Source organism: Thioalkalivibrio sp. ALgr3 (genome assembly GCF_000377325.1).
In the GTDB taxonomy this organism is placed as follows: domain Bacteria; phylum Pseudomonadota; class Gammaproteobacteria; order Ectothiorhodospirales; family Ectothiorhodospiraceae; genus Thioalkalivibrio.
The window spans coordinates 243,751-258,106 of sequence record NZ_KB897977.1 but is presented as its reverse complement, the minus strand read 5'-3'; the positions used below and the strand labels follow the sequence as shown (position 1 = coordinate 258,106).

Here is a 14,356-nt window from a genome sequence, read left to right as displayed (position 1 = left end):
GCGCGGAGTGCGCGCCATACGCGGAGCCGATGTAAAAAAAGGGCCGCGAGGGCCCTTTTCTGCCGAGTTCCGGCGTTGCCCGCTGCGGGCGCCGGAATCCGGTCGGATGGACCGGAATACCCCCTGAAATCTGGCGGAGAGGGAGGGATTACTCGCCACGCTGTGGCTCGCCCTCCGGGCCATCGCCTGCGGCGATGTTCGGGTGCCGCGGTGCGGCACCCGTCGAACCCGGTTTGCTCGATTCCTCGGGTTCGAATCCCTCGTCCGACCGGGATTTACATGGAACCAGGGGCCCGGTTGCCCCCTGGTTCAAGAATCTGGCGGAGAGGGAGGGATTCGAACCCTCGATACGGGGTTACCGTATACACACTTTCCAGGCGTGCGCCTTCGACCGCTCGGCCACCTCTCCGTAAGCTGCGAAAGGTTAAACGACATCGGCGCCGTGTGCAATGGACGAGACCGCGCGGTCCCGAGGGGCAGGCCTCCGGGGTGTGCCGGCATTACTCGTTGATCTGCATCACGAACTCGCTTTGTGCCGACGCTACACTCGAACTGTCCGCTTTCTGCGGTGGTGGTCGCCGGCAGGGTCTCTGCCCCGGGCCGGGCACCGTTGAGTGGTGTATGTCGCGTGTTGGCCCCTTCAGGACGAAGGGGCCTTTTTTGTGCCCCCTTCCTGTGTGGGCGTTTTGCGACGCAGGCGGCGTTCCGCGTCACGCTGTAGCTATGGTCGGTGTCCGGACGGAATAACGGATGTCGGGCCGACGTCTTTTGGTTCACCAGGGCGTCTGTCGGCGCGATCCGGCAGACGGCTTTCTTCATTCAGGTCCTAACACTCAGGAGTGGTATATGAACCTCACGCGGAGGGAATTCCTCGAAGTCATGGTGGCCGCCAGCGCGGCCGGCCTCGCCACCAATGCCTGGGCGGGCGAGAGCATCGACTGGCAGCGCGCGCCGTCGGATTTCTACGACATTTCTCCGTTCGGGAACGTGTCTCTGCTGCACTACACCGACTGCCACGCGCAGCTGCGCCCGGTCTATTTCCGTGAGCCGGACGTAAACATTGGCGTGGGGGACATGCAGGGCAAGCCGCCGGTGCTGGCCGGCGAGGCGCTGCTTGACCACTTCGGGGTCGAAAAGGGCACGCCCGAGGCCCATGCGCTGACCTTCCTCGATTTCGCCGAGGCGGCCGAGAAATACGGTCGGGTCGGCGGCTTCTCGCATCTGTCGACGCTGGTGAAGCGCCTGCGTGCGGACCGGCCGAACTCCCTGCTGCTGGACGGTGGCGACACCTGGCAGGGTTCGGCGACCTCGCTGTGGACCGGCGGGCAGGACATGGTCGACGCGCAGAAGCTGCTGGGCGTGGACGTGATGACCGGTCACTGGGAGTTCACCTTCGGTGACGAGCGCGTCAAGGAAGTCATCGAGAACGACTTCAAGCCCAACGGCATCGACTTCGTCGCGCAGAACGTCGAGGATCGCGACTGGGGTGACCGGATCTTCGAGCCCTACACCATCCGCGAGATGAACGGCGTCCCGGTGGCCGTGATCGGGCAGGCCTTCCCGTATACCTCGGTGGCCAATCCGGATTACATGTTCCCGGAATGGTCGTTCGGCATCCGTGACGACAAGATGCAGCAGATGATCGACGAGGTGCGTCAGAAGGGCGCGAAGGTCGTGGCGATCCTGTCGCACAACGGCATGGTGACGGACATCGAAATGGCCCGCCGGCTGCGTGACGTCGACGTGATCATGGGCGGCCACACTCACGACGCGATCCCCGGTGCGCTGGAGATCGAGAACGCCGCGGGCGAGCGCACGCTGGTGACCAACGCCGGTTCCAACGGCAAGTTCCTGGGTGTGCTGGATCTGGATGTGAACGACAGCGGCATCAAGGACTACCGCTTCAAGATGCTGCCGGTGTTCGCCAACATGCTGGACGCGGATCCGGAGATGGAGGCGCACATCGAAGAGGTGCGCAAGCCGTTCGAGGACCAGCTGCGGGAAGAACTGGCGGTGACCGACGACGTCCTCTACCGCCGCGGCAACTTCAACGGGACCTTCGACGAGGTCATCGTGCAGGCGATGATGGAAGAGATGGATGCCGAAGTCGCGCTGTCACCGGGTTTCCGCTGGGGCGTGAGCGTGCTGCCGGGCCAGCCGATCACTTTCGAAGAGCTGATGACCCAGACCGCGACGACGTACTCCGAGACCACGCGCAACGAGATGACCGGCGCGGATCTCAAGCACGCGATGGAAGACGTGGCCAACTCGATCTTCAACGAAGATCCGTATCGTCATCGCGGTGGCGACATGGTGCGCACCGGCGGTATCCGCTACACCATTGACCCGCACAAGCCGATGGGCGAGCGCATCACCGACATGGAGATCAATGGCGAACCCATGGATCCGGAACGGCGCTATGTAGTGGCGGGCTGGGCCGACGTGCATCAGCCGCATGACACGCCCCCGGTCTGGGAAGTGGTGGGTAACTGGCTGCGCAACCAGGATACGGTCAACGTGGGCGAGCCCTACCTGCCGAAGCTGAAGAACGTGGAGGGCGATCCCGGCCTGGCTCGCTAAGGCCGCCAGTTGCTCCGGATCCTTGTGACCCGGAGCCGGATTGTGAAGGGCCGTCCCGCGAGGGGCGGCCCTTTTTGTTGCCCCCGAGAGGCCCCGAGTGAAGGAGGGATCCCGGAAAGGCTCCCGGGGTGGTTTCTCGGGGTACCCTTGATGGGAGCGTGCTTGCACGCGAACAACGCGGGGTGTTGATTGGCGCCGCGATTCGCGGCCGGGGCCGCTCCACAGGGCGCCGCAGGCGCGCGGAATTACTTGGGGAGGATCATGGAAGAACTGCTTTTTTATTGCCGGGCAGGATTCGAAAAGGACCTGGCCGGCGAGCTGGCCGCGGAAGCCGCGCGCGAAGGCCTGGCCGTCTATCCACAGTTCGTTGAAGGGACGGCCTTCGTCCGCTTGTTATCGGCCGATGGCGATCCGGCACCGCTGCGCGACGCCTTTCCCCTGGATGAGCGGATCTTCGCGCGCCAGCGCCTCCCGGCGCTGCATCCGCTGGAGGGCCTGTCACGCAAAGACCGGGTGAGCCCGGTCGTGGAACGGATTCGCGCGAGTGGCTGGTCGTTCGAGGCCATCTGGCACGAGACACCGGATACCAATGAGGGCAAGGAGCTTCGACGCCTGGGAAAGGCACTGGAGCGCCCGCTGGATTCGGCACTGCGCAAGGCCGGCGCGCTGCGCGGGCAGGGCGAGGCGCAGGGTCGTCGTCTGCATTGTTTCTGGACGGCCGGCGACCGTGTGCAGCTGGGTCTGGCCGCGCCGGAGAGCAGCAGCGACCGTCCGGGGGGCATCCTGCGGCTGAAGGCCCCGCGCGCAGCGCCCAGCCGTTCCGCACTGAAACTCGAGGAAGCCTGGTTCCACTTCCTGACTCCCGAGGAGCGCGAACAGCGACTGGCGGAGGGCATGACGGCGGTGGATCTGGGGGCGGCGCCGGGGGGCTGGACCTGGCAGCTGGTGCGCCATGGCCTGCATGTCCAGGCCGTGGACAACGGGCCGATGGATGCCGACCTGATGGCCGGGGGCCAGGTGGAGCATGTGCGCGAGGATGCGTTTACCTGGATGCCGTCGCGTCCGGTGCACTGGCTGGTGTGCGACATCGTGGACCGGCCCGGACGCGTCGCGGACCGCATAGGCGACTGGCTGGAGGCGGGATGGGCGGAAGAGGCGATCTTCAACCTCAAGCTCCCGATGAAGAAGCGCTACGAGACCGTGCGGGAATGTCTTGATCGGCTGGAGGGCCGGCTGGCCGGGCACGGATTTCGCGTGCACGCCCGCCAGCTGTATCACGATCGCGAGGAAATCACCGTGCATGCCCGTCCGGCCGGTGGTGCGGCCGGCTGAAGAATACGGGTTATTCGCCCTGCACGGTCACGGTGATACGCCGGTCGTGTCCGGCGTAACGGTGTTCCCAGAGGAAGACCCCCTGCCAGGTACCCAGAGCGGGGCGGCCGCGGGTGACCGGGAGAGTGAGGTCATTGTGGGTCAGCATGGCCCGGGCATGGGCGGCCATGTCGTCGTCGCCTTCCATGTCGTGGCGGTAGGCGGGGTCGCCGTCCGGCGCCAGCCGGGCCAGGATCGTTTCCAGATCGCGCCGGACGTCCGGGTCGGCGTTCTCGGTGATCAGCAGCGAGGCACTGGTGTGGTGCTGGAAGACGTGGCAGGTGCCGGTGGTGATGCCCGAACGACGGATGATGTCGCGCACGGCATCGGTGACGGCGATGCTGCCGCGGCCCCGCGTGGTGATCGTCAGATCTTCCTGGTAAACGCTCATAAGCAACAAAAAAAGGCGCCCTCAGGCGCCTGATTGTCTTCAGAATGTGGTGGAGGCGGCGGGAATCGAACCCGCGTTCAGGCGCTCTATGACGCGGTTTCCCGGGGCGTGGTTGTCATAATGCTGTCATTCTTGCTCGATTATGCCTCCCTCCAGAACGCCGCCACGGCCCCGGATCCGGCCTCGGGATTCGCGTCGGGGATCCACCGGCTGTAGGTCCGAAAGATCATGTGCAGATCGGAGTGCCCCATCTGCGAGGCGACCCATCGCGGCGGCTCCCCGGCGGACAGCATCATGCTCGCATACGTGTGCCGCGTCTGGTACGGGTTCCGGTATCGGACCTTGGCGCGCTTGAGCGTCGGGGTCCACAGGGTTTTGCGGATGGCCTGGTCGCCGGTCCACGGTTCACCGGTGCGAGGGTTGAGCCAGATCCGGCCGCTAGGGTGCAGCTCCGACAGCGCCCGCTGGGCTTTCAGTGCCTCCAGTGCCGGCGGCAGAAGACGGACCGCGCGCGTGCCGGCGGTGGTTTTCGTCGCCCCGGCTTGCACGCCCTGCGCCTGCGCGCGCTGCACGCGGACCTCGCCGCGACGCCAATCCACGTCCTGCCATTCCAGCGCCACCAGCTCCGAGGTCCGCATCCCGGTCCATATCGCGAACTGCAGCAGATTGCGCCCGCTTCCCTCCGGCGCGGCGGTCAGGACCGCGCGCTGTTCGTCGGCCCCCAGCGGGTCGACGTGGTCGGCCGCCTTCTCTTCCTTGCGCTTGTAGCTCCACCCGTGCAGTGGGTTGGCGTCGATCAGTTCGTCCTCGACTGCCTCGCGCAGGGCGATCCGGAGAGGGGACAGGACGTTGCCGATGCGCTTGTTCGAGAGCTCCGACCGCGCGCACCAGTCGCGGATATCCCGCCGGCGCAGATCCTGCAGGGGGTAGTCCCCGAACGCGGGGATCAGGACGTTCATCACACTTCGGCGGTAGTCGCGGAACGTGCTCTCCGCCACGGTCGGGCGGGTCCGCTCCAGCCATTCTTCCAGATGCTGGCGCACGGTCATGCCCACGCCGGTCTCCACAGCGAACTGCCGTGCGCGCTCGCTGTGCGGGAAGGTGTACGCGTAATCGAACGTGCCGCGGTCGATCGACTCGATCACCGCGGCACGGAACTGAGCTATCCGCTTGTCGTTAGCGGCGCTGGGCTCAAGCGCGACCCGCTCCCGGCACCGCCGCCCCTGGAACTGGAACGTGATTTCGTAGGAGGACGCGCTGGCTCGTTTCCAGCCTGGCCCGCTTCTACCCATGCTTCATACCCCTGCAGGTCCATCGTCACACGCCCGTCCGGCGCACGGCGCCACACCACGCCCTCGCGCCAGACGCCATCGCGGATCTTCGCGCGCACCGCCGATTCAGTGTAACCGACCAGCTCCGCGAATCGAGCGACTGTGACGTAACGAACCTGCATGGCTCAGGCAGCGGCCTGCGTGGCCTGGATAATATGCCGCACCGGCTCCGGGCACACGGCATTGCCCAGCAGGTGAACCGCAAGCCGATGCTGATCCGGCAGCTGGTACGTGTCCGGGAACGACATCGCCGCCCGGCATTCGTGGCGTGTGAGCATGCGCATCCGGTCCCCGTCGACCACCGCCCACCGGTCCCGCGTCGTGATCGTCCCGATCGGGCGGTCCAGGCTGCGCGCGGTGCGGGTGTTCCCGTAGTAAGAGAAGAGGAACCGCTCGCCGAAGTGCTGCCGCCCGTGCCGCACGCGCTCGAGAGTCGCCTCCGCGCGCCCCGGCTTCTCAACCGGGCTCCACCGGCCGCCGTCCCAGTCGATGAAGGCGCGGGCAGGGCGGTGGTCCATGCGGGGCAGGTCCAGCCGGATCGGAGCGGCGCTCTGTGTGAGGACCAGAAACATCCGCACCCGGTGCTGCGGGGCGCCCAGGTCCGCGGCATCCACCACGTGCGGCGACACGCTGTAGCCCAGCGCATTCATCGCCAGTTCCCAGGGCCGGTACAGCTTCCAGTCCTGGAACTCCGGCACGTTCTCCACGATGCACACCGGCGGCCGGTGATACTCCGCCGCGGACACCACCGCCCACGCCGTAGACCGGCTGGCGTCATAGAACGGCGAGCTTCGCCCCCGCGCGCGGCTGTGCCCCTGGCAGCACGGGGAGGCCAGCAGGATGTCGTGCGCCGGCACCTGCGACCAGTCGGCCTGGTGCAGGTCCTGGCACACGTGCTGCGCGCCCGGGTGGTTGCGGCCGTGCCATTCGACGGCATCGGCCCAGTGGTTGGCGGCCCATACGACGTCGACGCCGGCCAGGGCCGCGCCGCTGCTGAAACCCCCCGCGCCGGCGAATAGATCGATCGCTTGCATTGCTCGGTTCTCCATATCTCCATTCCCGCGGCGCCCGCCCTGCAGGCGCCCGGGGAATGGCCCCGGCCGTGGCCGGGGCAGTGGCAGTGGGTTACTCCTGTGCGTCTTCCTCTTCGGCGGCGATCCAGCCGCCTCCCCATTCGGCAGACTCTTCCGAATCCTCCGGGTAGGGGCAGGAGTGCAACGGGATACCTTCCATGAAGGCCTCGCGGCCCTCGACGTGGGGGTCTCCTTTCGATTGAGTCATAGCGCGGTCCTCTCATTGCCGCGGCCGCTCCCCGGCCGCTCGGGTTGAAATCGTGCCCGGGGCGCCCCCGGGTCTAGCCGTCTCGCGGCTTCCTCGGCTCGTCACGGGTGTGGAGATGAAGCTAGGCACCCGCCTCGCTGCCGGTGTTCAAGCCCCCCGCCGGCTGGGGCCCCGCGTGTGCGGGTATGGCATTCCGATGGTTGGTGGCTGCGCCATCCGGTGGTGCGGCCCCGCTTTTCCAGATGACCTTGGTTAAAAGATCGACAGGGGCCGCACCCCGGATGGCGCCGCGCACGCCTACGCCGTGCTCCCCCGGCGCTCGAAATGGCGATGGACGGAATCCCACAGCTGCGTGTGCACGCGCTCCCGGAATTCCTCCAGGCCCCGCTGGTTCGGGATCTCCTGATCAGCGAGTCCACTTCCAGCTCCGAGCGGTGCCCATGGCGACCCGCCCCCAGGCGTTCGCTCGCATGAATCCGCCAGACCTCGCCGCCCATGGAGTGCACCGCATACGCCTCATTCGGGAACCGTACGTCGGGGATCACCACGCCCGGCGCCCCCAGCTCTTCCGCGATGCGCACCTGCCGCACCAGGGCCTGCGTCCAGATGTTCCGGTTCACCCGGTCCCGGCCCCATTCGGTGCCCAGCGTCTGCATCAGCGTGCGCGCGCTGTGTCCGTGCAGTCCGGGGATCGGCTCTTCCTTGCGCCCGGGCTGCAGGTATTCCCCGATGCCGTACCCGTCGAACATGGCGGCCAGGCCGGCCCGCACCGGGTCGGCGAACGCGATCCGCTCGAACCCGGCCGAGGCCTCCACCACGTCGGCCGCGGTATCCTTGCCAGCGCCCGCACGGCCGGCGATCCCGATCACGGGGATCTCTACTCTCACGATGCGGCCCTCCGCAGCTCTTCCAGCCGCTCGCGCTGTTCGCGCAGGTTGTCCACCGTCCGGGGCGCCCGGCGCTCCGCAGCGAGCGTCGCGAACTCCTGGTCTTTCATCCGTCGTTCCAGCTCCGCGATCGACGCGTCGTAGCACGCGATCTGCCGGTCCATAAGCTGAGGGGTGTCAAGCATTCGTCGTCTCCGTTTCGATCGGGAAAAACTCCGCCCGCTGCCGCGACGGCACGCGCCGCACCGAGCCCTCGCGCACCCAGCGCTGCAGCACCCGCCGGATCGAATCCGGCGCCCGGCCCGTCGCCTGCGCGATGTCCCAGGCCGTGCTGCCCGGCGCCTCATTCAGGTACAGCCAGATATCCGCCTCGCCGCCCGGCGACCCCGTGTGATCCATCACGATCAGCGGCAAACCGCACACCCGCGGCCGGCGAGGGGAGGGGACCCGGGCCGTCACCGCACACCCCGCACATGCACACGGCGCTCCCCGGTTATCCGACCGGGATCCGGCGGCCCCTGGCGAAAAGCGCGCCAGGCATCCACCGGCCGCGCGCTCTTCGCGCGCTCCAGCCACTCCCGGCGCTCCTGGCGGGTGAGCCCGTTCCACCAGGCCATTCCGCGCGGATCGTCAGCCGGATCCGGCCCCGCATCGGCCTCCTGCCCCACCGGCCGCGCATCCCGCCCCGCGAGATACGCCTCGCCAGTGCGTCGCAGCAGCCGCGCGATCAACGGATCCGCCACCGCCTGGCCATAGCTCACGCCCCGCGCCCGCAGGTGTTCGCAGCACTCATACCCGATGCGCATCGCGCGCTCGCTGCCGCCGGCCGTCATGCCGCACCCCGCTTCGCCTTCCGCGCCCGATCCTCCGCGCGGATATCCCGAGTGCGCACCCGGAACTCCGCCGCCCTGGCCTGCAGCCGCGCCGGCCCGCACCAGCCCTCAGCCTGGAACTGCCGGTCGATCTCGTCGGCCAGGGCACTCGCCGCGCACTGGCAGGCGTCGCTGGCACCCATGGCCTCGAACATCGCCGTGGCTGCGTCCAGGTATTCCCGCGCGTACCCGCTCACTGCGCACCCCCTTGCCGATGCCGGCTCACGTACGGCCCCAGCGCGGCCTCCGCCGCCCGGTGCGCACTGTCACCGGCCCGCAGCAGCCGCACGGCCACCGTCTGCGCCCGCCGGGCGATATCGCTGGAGAGCTGCGCCTTCTGCGCGCGCAGCGTCACCAGCCGGCGGATGGCGAATTCACGGTCGGGGGTGTTCTGGGTCTGCATCATCACGCTCCTGTGGTCGTTTTCTGACTCGCGTGACTAGCAAACTATTACTGATTTCGCCGAAGGTCAAGCAATAGATTGCTACCCCGGGGCAAAAAAAGGGCCGCTGATGTGCGGCCCGGCGGGATTACTTGGACAGAGAGGGGTCTGTTTCCAGTGCGTCCAGCACGTCGTCCCCCATTGGAGGGTCTTCAGCGAACTCCTGGTCGCCGGTTTCCTTGATCATGGCCTGGATCTGCGCGCGGATCTTGGATGCGCTGGGTTTCTTGATATCCCGCGCCTCCAGTTCTTCGCGGTCGTTCGCGAGATCCCAGGCTTCCTCGAACACGTCAATCGCCACGCTCTGGAGGCTATCGCCGTCGTCTCCCTCAACCTCAGACAGCTTCAATGCGATCGAGTGCTGTAACGACTCTTCCGTGATGCCCTTGGAAACAGGCACTCCGGCCAGCCGGGCTTTTTCCTTCGTTGCTGTGCGGGCCGGGCGCTGTTCCCAGGCTTCTTGGTTCTCTGGGTTCGAGAGTAGTTCCTGAGCCTTGATGCGGGCCAGGGTCTGGGATCCACGGTAGAGCTTGTCAGCCTTGAAGAACTGCAGGATCTCTTCGTCTCGCGAGTCGGCCGGCTCGGTCAAACCGATAAGGTCGGAAGCCTGCCCCTTGGTGAGCCCTCCGGCCTTCGGCTCCATTCCCTCTTCCCTAAGCCTCGCCATCTGTCGTTCGGTTGGCGCGTCGAACCACCAGTCCGGTGCCGATCCGCTTGCTTTCACGCTGGCCCAATGATCCTGAAGCGCCTCGGATATCGCCTCTTCCTTGCTGGGCTTTGATGGCTTGCGCCCTGCTTGGTTATTCCCGGCGCTCGAGCGTCGGCTGCTTTGCTGCGCCTGGCTCCATTGATCGTTCCGGGTTCTCTGCGCGCGGTTTCGGAGAAAGAGGTACACGATTACCAGTAGGGCCGTGATCCAGATGATGGCTTCCATGGTTCTCTCCCTGGCCTATCCGCATTTCTGCGGTTCTTCCGGTGGGTCTACACGATACTCAGACTCCTTTTCAGAAACACGTTCGATGTACCTGCGCCCGTCTTCATCGGCATGGATGTAGGAGTGCACCACATGCTCGAGCCGCTTCCCCGATAGCAGCGTTTCCAGGGTCTGCCCTGGGACCAATAGCTGCCAACCCTTGAGGCCGTAGTAGTCCGCTACCGCGTTGATCTTCGTGATCGTAGGTGCGTGCGGTGAATCGGGGTTGAGAAGGTTGCTGACAGTGCGCTGGGACACGCCGGTTTTTTGCTGAAGGAATGCCTGGCTATGGTCGTGGTGCTGCATCAGCAAATGCAGGTTGTTCGCGAGTGCTTTGCGGTCATCGGAGTCCATGCCTCTAGATTGCGCCATGGCGGCAGCAATGTACTGCTTGCCGGCTAAGCAATCTATTGCTAGAGTCTGCCGCATGGACACCACCATTGAACAGTTACAGGCATCCCTACGGGACTGCCGGGGTACGTGGGCGCAGGTCTGCGAGGACACCGGGTTGAACTACTGGTGGCTGATGAAGTTCGCGCAGGGGCGCATCAGCAACCCGGGTTACGACAAGGTCCAGCGCCTGCAGCGGTATTTCAGCAGGGACGGAGAAGCCGCCTGACGGCAGCGCGGCCGGGAGGGCTGCGTGCTCTCTCTGGTCTGTCTTCGTGGTCTTCGTCGCCATGATTCCAGATTGCCCGGAGCAAGGGAGAGAACCAATGTCAGACACTCAACACAGGGCCGCGCCGACGCGGTCGGCCGTCCTCTGCCTCCACGCCGCTTCGTACCGGCAGCGCATGGGCGTATCGCACGAAGAGTGGTGCGAGGCGCTCGATACCGCCTACTGCGAGCTGGTGCCGGCCAGCGCGCGCAGCGTGAAGGCCCCGGAACTGCAGGCCATCACCACCGCCAAGGACTACGTGTCCCGCTTGCGCGCCTGGGATCAGCAGGTGCGGCGTTGGGAAGAGGGCGATGTGCGCATGCCCGTCGACGTCGAAGAGGCCTGGGTCGAGGCCCTGCCGGAACCCTACCGCTCCGAATGCCGCCGCGAACTCGCGCAGCGCATGGGCCTGTGGGGCGCCGTCCGGTCCGAGGCCGGCCCCGCCGGCGACTACGAATGCTGGTCGCGCGCGCTCCATTCGTTTTCGGAGGTCACACGCGCCATGGGCTGCATCCTCGCCGATGGCGAGATTGGCCCCCAGGATGCGGCCAACCTCGAAGAGCTGATCGCCAAGGCCGACGCCATGCGCTCGGACCTCACCAGCCTGATCGAGCGCAGCCGCACCGCAATCGACACCGGCGCCCCCGCCGACGTCACCCAGCTCCGCCGTCGCCAATGAGCACCGAGCCCGAGCCGCGCCCCCGCATGGAAATCCCCGACCTCGAGCCGGCGCAGGACGCCGGCCAGGGCGAATGGAATGCGTACGTCGCCGCCGGCCGGACACGCGAGGACCGCCGCGCCCGGCTGGCCCAATGCCCCGAACACCTGCGCCCCGCTGTCGAGCGGCACGTGCGCAGCGTCTACCGACTGAGGTCCCGCGCATGATCCCGGTCCGCCCGCAATCCCCGCACCCCTCGGTAGGTATCAATTCGCGCTCGGGTTTCGGCGCGCGCGCGGCAACGTCGCAACGGCCTCGTGCTCTCGGTGATGCCCTCGACTCCGGTCGCGGGTCCTTCTGCGCAGCAGAGGCTGCGGGTGCGGAGAGGCGCGAAATCGCGTTAGGTAATGGGTATGGCGCAAAGGCAACGGTTAGCGTTGGTCTATCGGAGGGGCCGGCCTGATGTCCTGGGAGAATTACGACGATGTGCTGCGGCAGCTGCGTGAGCACGGGCTGCAGGTCGATGAACTCGAGATCGATACGCCGAAGCCGCAGCGGTGCCAGGTGGAGGGGGATCGGCGCCGGGAAAAAAAGGGCTGGTACTGGCTGACCACCACGGACCTGCCGCTGCCGGACGGGTCCGGCGATGGGCAGTTCATCGTCGGCAGCTACGGGGTCTGGTCGGGCACGGACAATGGCAAGGTGAAGGTCGCTGTCACCGCGCGCCAGGCCTCCATGACGGCCGAGCAAAAGAAGGCCATCGCGCAGCGGCACCGGGAGAATGCCAAGCGCGCGGAGGCGATCCGCAAGGCGGAGGCTGCGCGCGCGGCGGCCCGTGCGCAGCAGGTGTGGGCGCGGTACGTGACGGAGGGGCATTCCCCCTACCTGGACCGCAAGGGGGTACAGCCGCACGGGGTGCGGTTCGACCCGAAGGGTGCCGGCACCATCGCGATCCCGATGCAGGATGCGCAGGGCCGCACGCATGGCCTGCAGATCGTGCGCGGGCAGAAGCGCCCCGGCAAGCTGGAGAAGGAATACTGGCCGCGCGGGCTCGACAAGCGGGGCAAGTTCTACCTGATCGGGTCACCCGGTGCGGTGATCCTGCTGGCCGAGGGCTTCGCCACGGCCGCGACGCTGCACGAAGCGACGGGCTTGTCAGCTGCAGTCGCCTACGACGCGGGCAACCTGATGCCCGTGGCCGAGGCCCTTTCCAGCGCCTACCCGCGCAGCCGGATCCTGGTGTGCGCCGACGATGATTTCTTGCAGAAGTGCAAGGCTTGCGGCGAGGCGACCGAGGTGGCGCAGGAGCTCTGCCAGCATTGCGGCGAGCCGCACGGGCAGAAGAACCCGGGGCGCGAGGCGGCGGCGAACGCGGCGCTGGCCGTGGCCGGGGCCTGGGTTGCGCCGGACTTCCCGGCCGACCGGGAAGGGCAGAAGCTCACCGACTTCAATGACCTGTACCACTTCCCCGCGGGCGGCCTGTCCCTTGTCCGGGATCAGGTGTTTGCCGCGATCCAGCGCGAGGGGTGGCCGACCAGCGGCAACGGGGCCGCGGCGGCACACACTACAGGGGGGCGGGGTAATTCGGAGCCCCGGTCTGCCCGGGCATGGATGTCGCTGGACGAACTGGTGGAGCGGTTCGTGCCGATCGATGACGGCACGGGCAAGTACGTGTTCGATCTGTGGAACAACCGCCTGGTACTGCGCGATCAGATGAAGGCGCTGCTGCCGCCAAAGGCCCAGTGGGATGACGTTAAGGCGCACCCGACATGGACGGAGCGCGGCGCGTACTACCTGGACGAAATCGGGTTCGACCCGGCCGGCACCGATCCTGCGGTGAAGCTGAACACCTGGCAGGGGTGGCCCATGGAGCCTCGCGAAGGCGAGTGCACCATGATGATTGACTTGATCGACTATCTGTGCGCAGCTCAGGAAAACGGCGAAGAGATCCGGGAATGGCTGCTCAAGTGGATGGCGTATCCGCTGCAGTATCCCGGGGCGAAGATGGCCACGGCCGTGGTCATGCACGGCCCGCAGGGCACGGGCAAGTCCGCCGTGTTCCAGACCCTCGCCAAGATCTACGGGGATTACGCGACCGTCCTGAACCAGCGCGGCCTCGAAGACAAGTTCAACGCCGACTGGGTTGATTCCAAGCTTTTCCTGCTGGCCGAGGAGGTGGTGGCCCGGCAGGAGATGTGGCACGTCAAGAATGAACTGAAAGAGCTGATCACCGGCGAGTGGGTGCGGGTCAATACCAAACACACGGCCGCGTACCGGCAGCGGAATCAGATCAACATCGCCTTCCTGTCCAATGAGGCGATGCCCGTCCCGATCGAACCGGATGATCGGCGGCATGCCGTGATCTGGACCCCGCCGGAAATGAGCGGCGATTTCTATGAGGGCCTGTTCCAGGAGCTCGACAACGGCGGGGTGGAGGCCTTCTACCACTACCTGCTGAACCTCGACCTGACCGGATTCACCCGGCACACGCGGCCGCCAATGACGGAGGCCAAGCGCCAGCTGATGGACGTGGCCAAGCCCTCGGAGGACCGCTTCCTCGAGGACTGGCTGCAGGGCGATACCGAGTACCCGGTGCGGCCCTGCCTGACCACCGATTTCTATCAGGCCTACCTCGCGTGGTGCCGGGTCTACGGCGTGCGGTTCCCGCGCGAGCACCCCCAGCTGATGGCGAAGGTCAATAAGCGGCCGGGCTGGAAGGTCGGGCCCCAGCACGTGTACGACAGCACCTGGTACGCCAACAAGGCGCGCAAGCGCATGATCGTGCCCGCGGAAAACGACCTCCCCCCGGAACACCAGAAGCCCGCGCACAAGACCCAGGCGCAGTGGCTGACGGATCAGTACATCGAATTCACCCGCCACCTTGGGGGCCCGAACTATGACTGATCCCCGCT

Annotated in this window: 18 protein-coding genes, 1 tRNA gene, 1 other RNA gene and 1 pseudogene; 6 read left to right on the top strand and 15 right to left on the bottom strand. The window is 66.7% G+C overall.

Translation table 11 applies throughout. From position 1 onward, the window contains the following. Positions 1-131: 131 nt before the first annotated feature. Both C998_RS14420 and C998_RS0103880 read right to left on the bottom strand, forming a co-directional pair. Positions 132-278, bottom strand: a non-coding RNA gene (locus tag C998_RS14420) — RtT sRNA. A gap of 40 nt (positions 279-318) precedes the next feature. Then, positions 319-409 (bottom strand) — tRNA-Ser (locus C998_RS0103880). 437 nt (positions 410-846) lie between these two features. Here C998_RS0103880 and soxB point away from each other — a divergent pair. After that, positions 847-2,580: a thiosulfohydrolase SoxB gene (gene soxB / locus C998_RS0103875; RefSeq protein WP_018869542.1), complete on the top strand. Its 1,734-nt coding sequence runs from the start codon at positions 847-849 to the stop codon at positions 2,578-2,580. Positions 2,581-2,841: 261 nt separating this feature from the next. Beyond that, positions 2,842-3,912, top strand: a complete 1,071-nt coding sequence (gene rlmM / locus C998_RS0103870) for a 23S rRNA (cytidine(2498)-2'-O)-methyltransferase RlmM (RefSeq protein ID WP_018869541.1) — start codon at positions 2,842-2,844, stop codon at positions 3,910-3,912. A gap of 10 nt (positions 3,913-3,922) precedes the next feature. Here rlmM and C998_RS0103865 read toward each other — a convergent pair whose 3' ends face one another. The 13 genes and pseudogenes from C998_RS0103865 to C998_RS0103810 form a co-directional block, all read right to left on the bottom strand. Continuing rightward, positions 3,923-4,342 (bottom strand): secondary thiamine-phosphate synthase enzyme YjbQ, encoded by a 420-nt coding sequence (locus tag C998_RS0103865; RefSeq protein WP_018869540.1) that lies wholly within the window; start codon positions 4,340-4,342, stop codon positions 3,923-3,925. A gap of 140 nt (positions 4,343-4,482) precedes the next feature. Beyond that, entirely contained in the window at positions 4,483-5,487 is a 1,005-nt protein-coding gene (locus C998_RS0103860; RefSeq protein WP_018869539.1) for a site-specific integrase, read from the bottom strand. Next, positions 5,488-5,634, bottom strand: a pseudogene (locus C998_RS15350) (Arm DNA-binding domain-containing protein); the annotation flags it as partial. A 164-nt stretch (positions 5,635-5,798) separates the two neighbouring features. Next, a complete protein-coding gene (locus C998_RS0103855; protein WP_018869537.1) occupies positions 5,799-6,707 on the bottom strand; it encodes a DNA cytosine methyltransferase in 909 nt (302 codons plus the stop codon). A 91-nt stretch (positions 6,708-6,798) separates the two neighbouring features. Next, the gene (locus C998_RS15025; RefSeq protein WP_196799373.1) at positions 6,799-6,954 is read right to left on the bottom strand and encodes an Rmf/CrpP family protein; all 156 of its coding nucleotides are present in this window, start codon (positions 6,952-6,954) and stop codon (positions 6,799-6,801) included. Between the two features lie 101 nt (positions 6,955-7,055). Continuing rightward, on the bottom strand, positions 7,056-7,841 hold the full coding sequence (locus tag C998_RS14335; RefSeq protein ID WP_018869535.1) for a hypothetical protein: 786 nt from the start codon (positions 7,839-7,841) through the stop codon (positions 7,056-7,058). Then, positions 7,838-8,026: a hypothetical protein gene (locus tag C998_RS0103840; RefSeq protein WP_018869534.1), complete on the bottom strand. Its 189-nt coding sequence runs from the start codon at positions 8,024-8,026 to the stop codon at positions 7,838-7,840. The genes C998_RS14335 and C998_RS0103840 overlap by 4 nt, the downstream gene beginning before the upstream one ends. Further along, complete coding sequence (locus tag C998_RS0103835; RefSeq protein WP_018869533.1) at positions 8,019-8,255, bottom strand: helix-turn-helix domain-containing protein; 237 nt, start codon at positions 8,253-8,255, stop codon at positions 8,019-8,021. Before C998_RS0103835 ends, C998_RS0103840 begins: the two co-directional genes overlap by 8 nt. A gap of 41 nt (positions 8,256-8,296) precedes the next feature. Beyond that, positions 8,297-8,674, bottom strand: a complete 378-nt coding sequence (locus tag C998_RS0103830) for a hypothetical protein (RefSeq protein ID WP_018869532.1) — start codon at positions 8,672-8,674, stop codon at positions 8,297-8,299. Beyond that, complete coding sequence (locus C998_RS0103825; RefSeq protein WP_018869531.1) at positions 8,671-8,910, bottom strand: hypothetical protein; 240 nt, start codon at positions 8,908-8,910, stop codon at positions 8,671-8,673. The genes C998_RS0103830 and C998_RS0103825 overlap by 4 nt, the downstream gene beginning before the upstream one ends. After that, the gene (locus C998_RS0103820) at positions 8,907-9,119 is read right to left on the bottom strand and encodes a hypothetical protein (RefSeq protein WP_018869530.1); all 213 of its coding nucleotides are present in this window, start codon (positions 9,117-9,119) and stop codon (positions 8,907-8,909) included. The genes C998_RS0103825 and C998_RS0103820 overlap by 4 nt, the downstream gene beginning before the upstream one ends. 124 nt (positions 9,120-9,243) lie before the next feature. Continuing rightward, complete coding sequence (locus tag C998_RS0103815; RefSeq protein WP_018869529.1) at positions 9,244-10,089, bottom strand: hypothetical protein; 846 nt, start codon at positions 10,087-10,089, stop codon at positions 9,244-9,246. A 15-nt stretch (positions 10,090-10,104) separates the two neighbouring features. Further along, positions 10,105-10,557, bottom strand: coding sequence for a helix-turn-helix domain-containing protein (locus tag C998_RS0103810; RefSeq protein WP_196799372.1), 453 nt, complete (start codon positions 10,555-10,557; stop codon positions 10,105-10,107). On the opposite strand from C998_RS0103810, the gene C998_RS14790 reads away from it, so the two are divergent. The 4 genes from C998_RS14790 to C998_RS0103790 all read left to right on the top strand — a co-directional run bounded on the left by C998_RS14790 (position 10,556) and on the right by C998_RS0103790 (position 14,348). Then, a complete protein-coding gene (locus C998_RS14790) occupies positions 10,556-10,747 on the top strand; it encodes a hypothetical protein (RefSeq protein ID WP_018869527.1) in 192 nt (63 codons plus the stop codon). The two genes, C998_RS0103810 and C998_RS14790, sit on opposite strands and share 2 nt — an antisense overlap. Before the next feature lie 97 nt (positions 10,748-10,844). Beyond that, positions 10,845-11,465 carry a hypothetical protein gene (locus C998_RS0103800; RefSeq protein ID WP_038081609.1) on the top strand — a complete coding sequence of 207 codons (621 nt, stop codon included), beginning with the start codon at positions 10,845-10,847 and terminating at the stop codon, positions 11,463-11,465. Between the two features lie 26 nt (positions 11,466-11,491). Next, positions 11,492-11,671: a hypothetical protein gene (locus tag C998_RS0103795; protein WP_231364949.1), complete on the top strand. Its 180-nt coding sequence runs from the start codon at positions 11,492-11,494 to the stop codon at positions 11,669-11,671. Between the two features lie 235 nt (positions 11,672-11,906). After that, positions 11,907-14,348 (top strand): DUF5906 domain-containing protein, encoded by a 2,442-nt coding sequence (locus tag C998_RS0103790; protein WP_018869524.1) that lies wholly within the window; start codon positions 11,907-11,909, stop codon positions 14,346-14,348. Positions 14,349-14,356 lie beyond the last annotated feature (8 nt).

Excerpts from the sequence above, each read along its gene's own strand:
- soxB (WP_018869542.1), top strand. The coding sequence starts at position 847 with ATGAACCTCACGCGGAGGGAATTCCTCGAAGTCATGGTGGCCGCCAGC.
- rlmM (WP_018869541.1), top strand. The coding sequence starts at position 2,842 with ATGGAAGAACTGCTTTTTTATTGCCGGGCAGGATTCGAAAAGGACCTG.
- C998_RS0103865 (WP_018869540.1), bottom strand. The coding sequence starts at position 4,342 with ATGAGCGTTTACCAGGAAGATCTGACGATCACCACGCGGGGCCGCGGC.
- C998_RS0103855 (WP_018869537.1), bottom strand. The coding sequence starts at position 6,707 with ATGCAAGCGATCGATCTATTCGCCGGCGCGGGGGGTTTCAGCAGCGGC.
- C998_RS15025 (WP_196799373.1), bottom strand. The coding sequence starts at position 6,954 with ATGACTCAATCGAAAGGAGACCCCCACGTCGAGGGCCGCGAGGCCTTC.
- C998_RS0103840 (WP_018869534.1), bottom strand. The coding sequence starts at position 8,026 with ATGCTTGACACCCCTCAGCTTATGGACCGGCAGATCGCGTGCTACGAC.
- C998_RS0103830 (WP_018869532.1), bottom strand. The coding sequence starts at position 8,674 with ATGACGGCCGGCGGCAGCGAGCGCGCGATGCGCATCGGGTATGAGTGC.
- C998_RS0103820 (WP_018869530.1), bottom strand. The coding sequence starts at position 9,119 with ATGATGCAGACCCAGAACACCCCCGACCGTGAATTCGCCATCCGCCGG.
- C998_RS0103815 (WP_018869529.1), bottom strand. The coding sequence starts at position 10,089 with ATGGAAGCCATCATCTGGATCACGGCCCTACTGGTAATCGTGTACCTC.
- C998_RS14790 (WP_018869527.1), top strand. The coding sequence starts at position 10,556 with ATGGACACCACCATTGAACAGTTACAGGCATCCCTACGGGACTGCCGG.
- C998_RS0103810 (WP_196799372.1), bottom strand. The coding sequence starts at position 10,557 with ATGCGGCAGACTCTAGCAATAGATTGCTTAGCCGGCAAGCAGTACATT.
- C998_RS0103800 (WP_038081609.1), top strand. The coding sequence starts at position 10,845 with ATGTCAGACACTCAACACAGGGCCGCGCCGACGCGGTCGGCCGTCCTC.
- C998_RS0103795 (WP_231364949.1), top strand. The coding sequence starts at position 11,492 with ATGGAAATCCCCGACCTCGAGCCGGCGCAGGACGCCGGCCAGGGCGAA.
- C998_RS0103790 (WP_018869524.1), top strand. The coding sequence starts at position 11,907 with ATGTCCTGGGAGAATTACGACGATGTGCTGCGGCAGCTGCGTGAGCAC.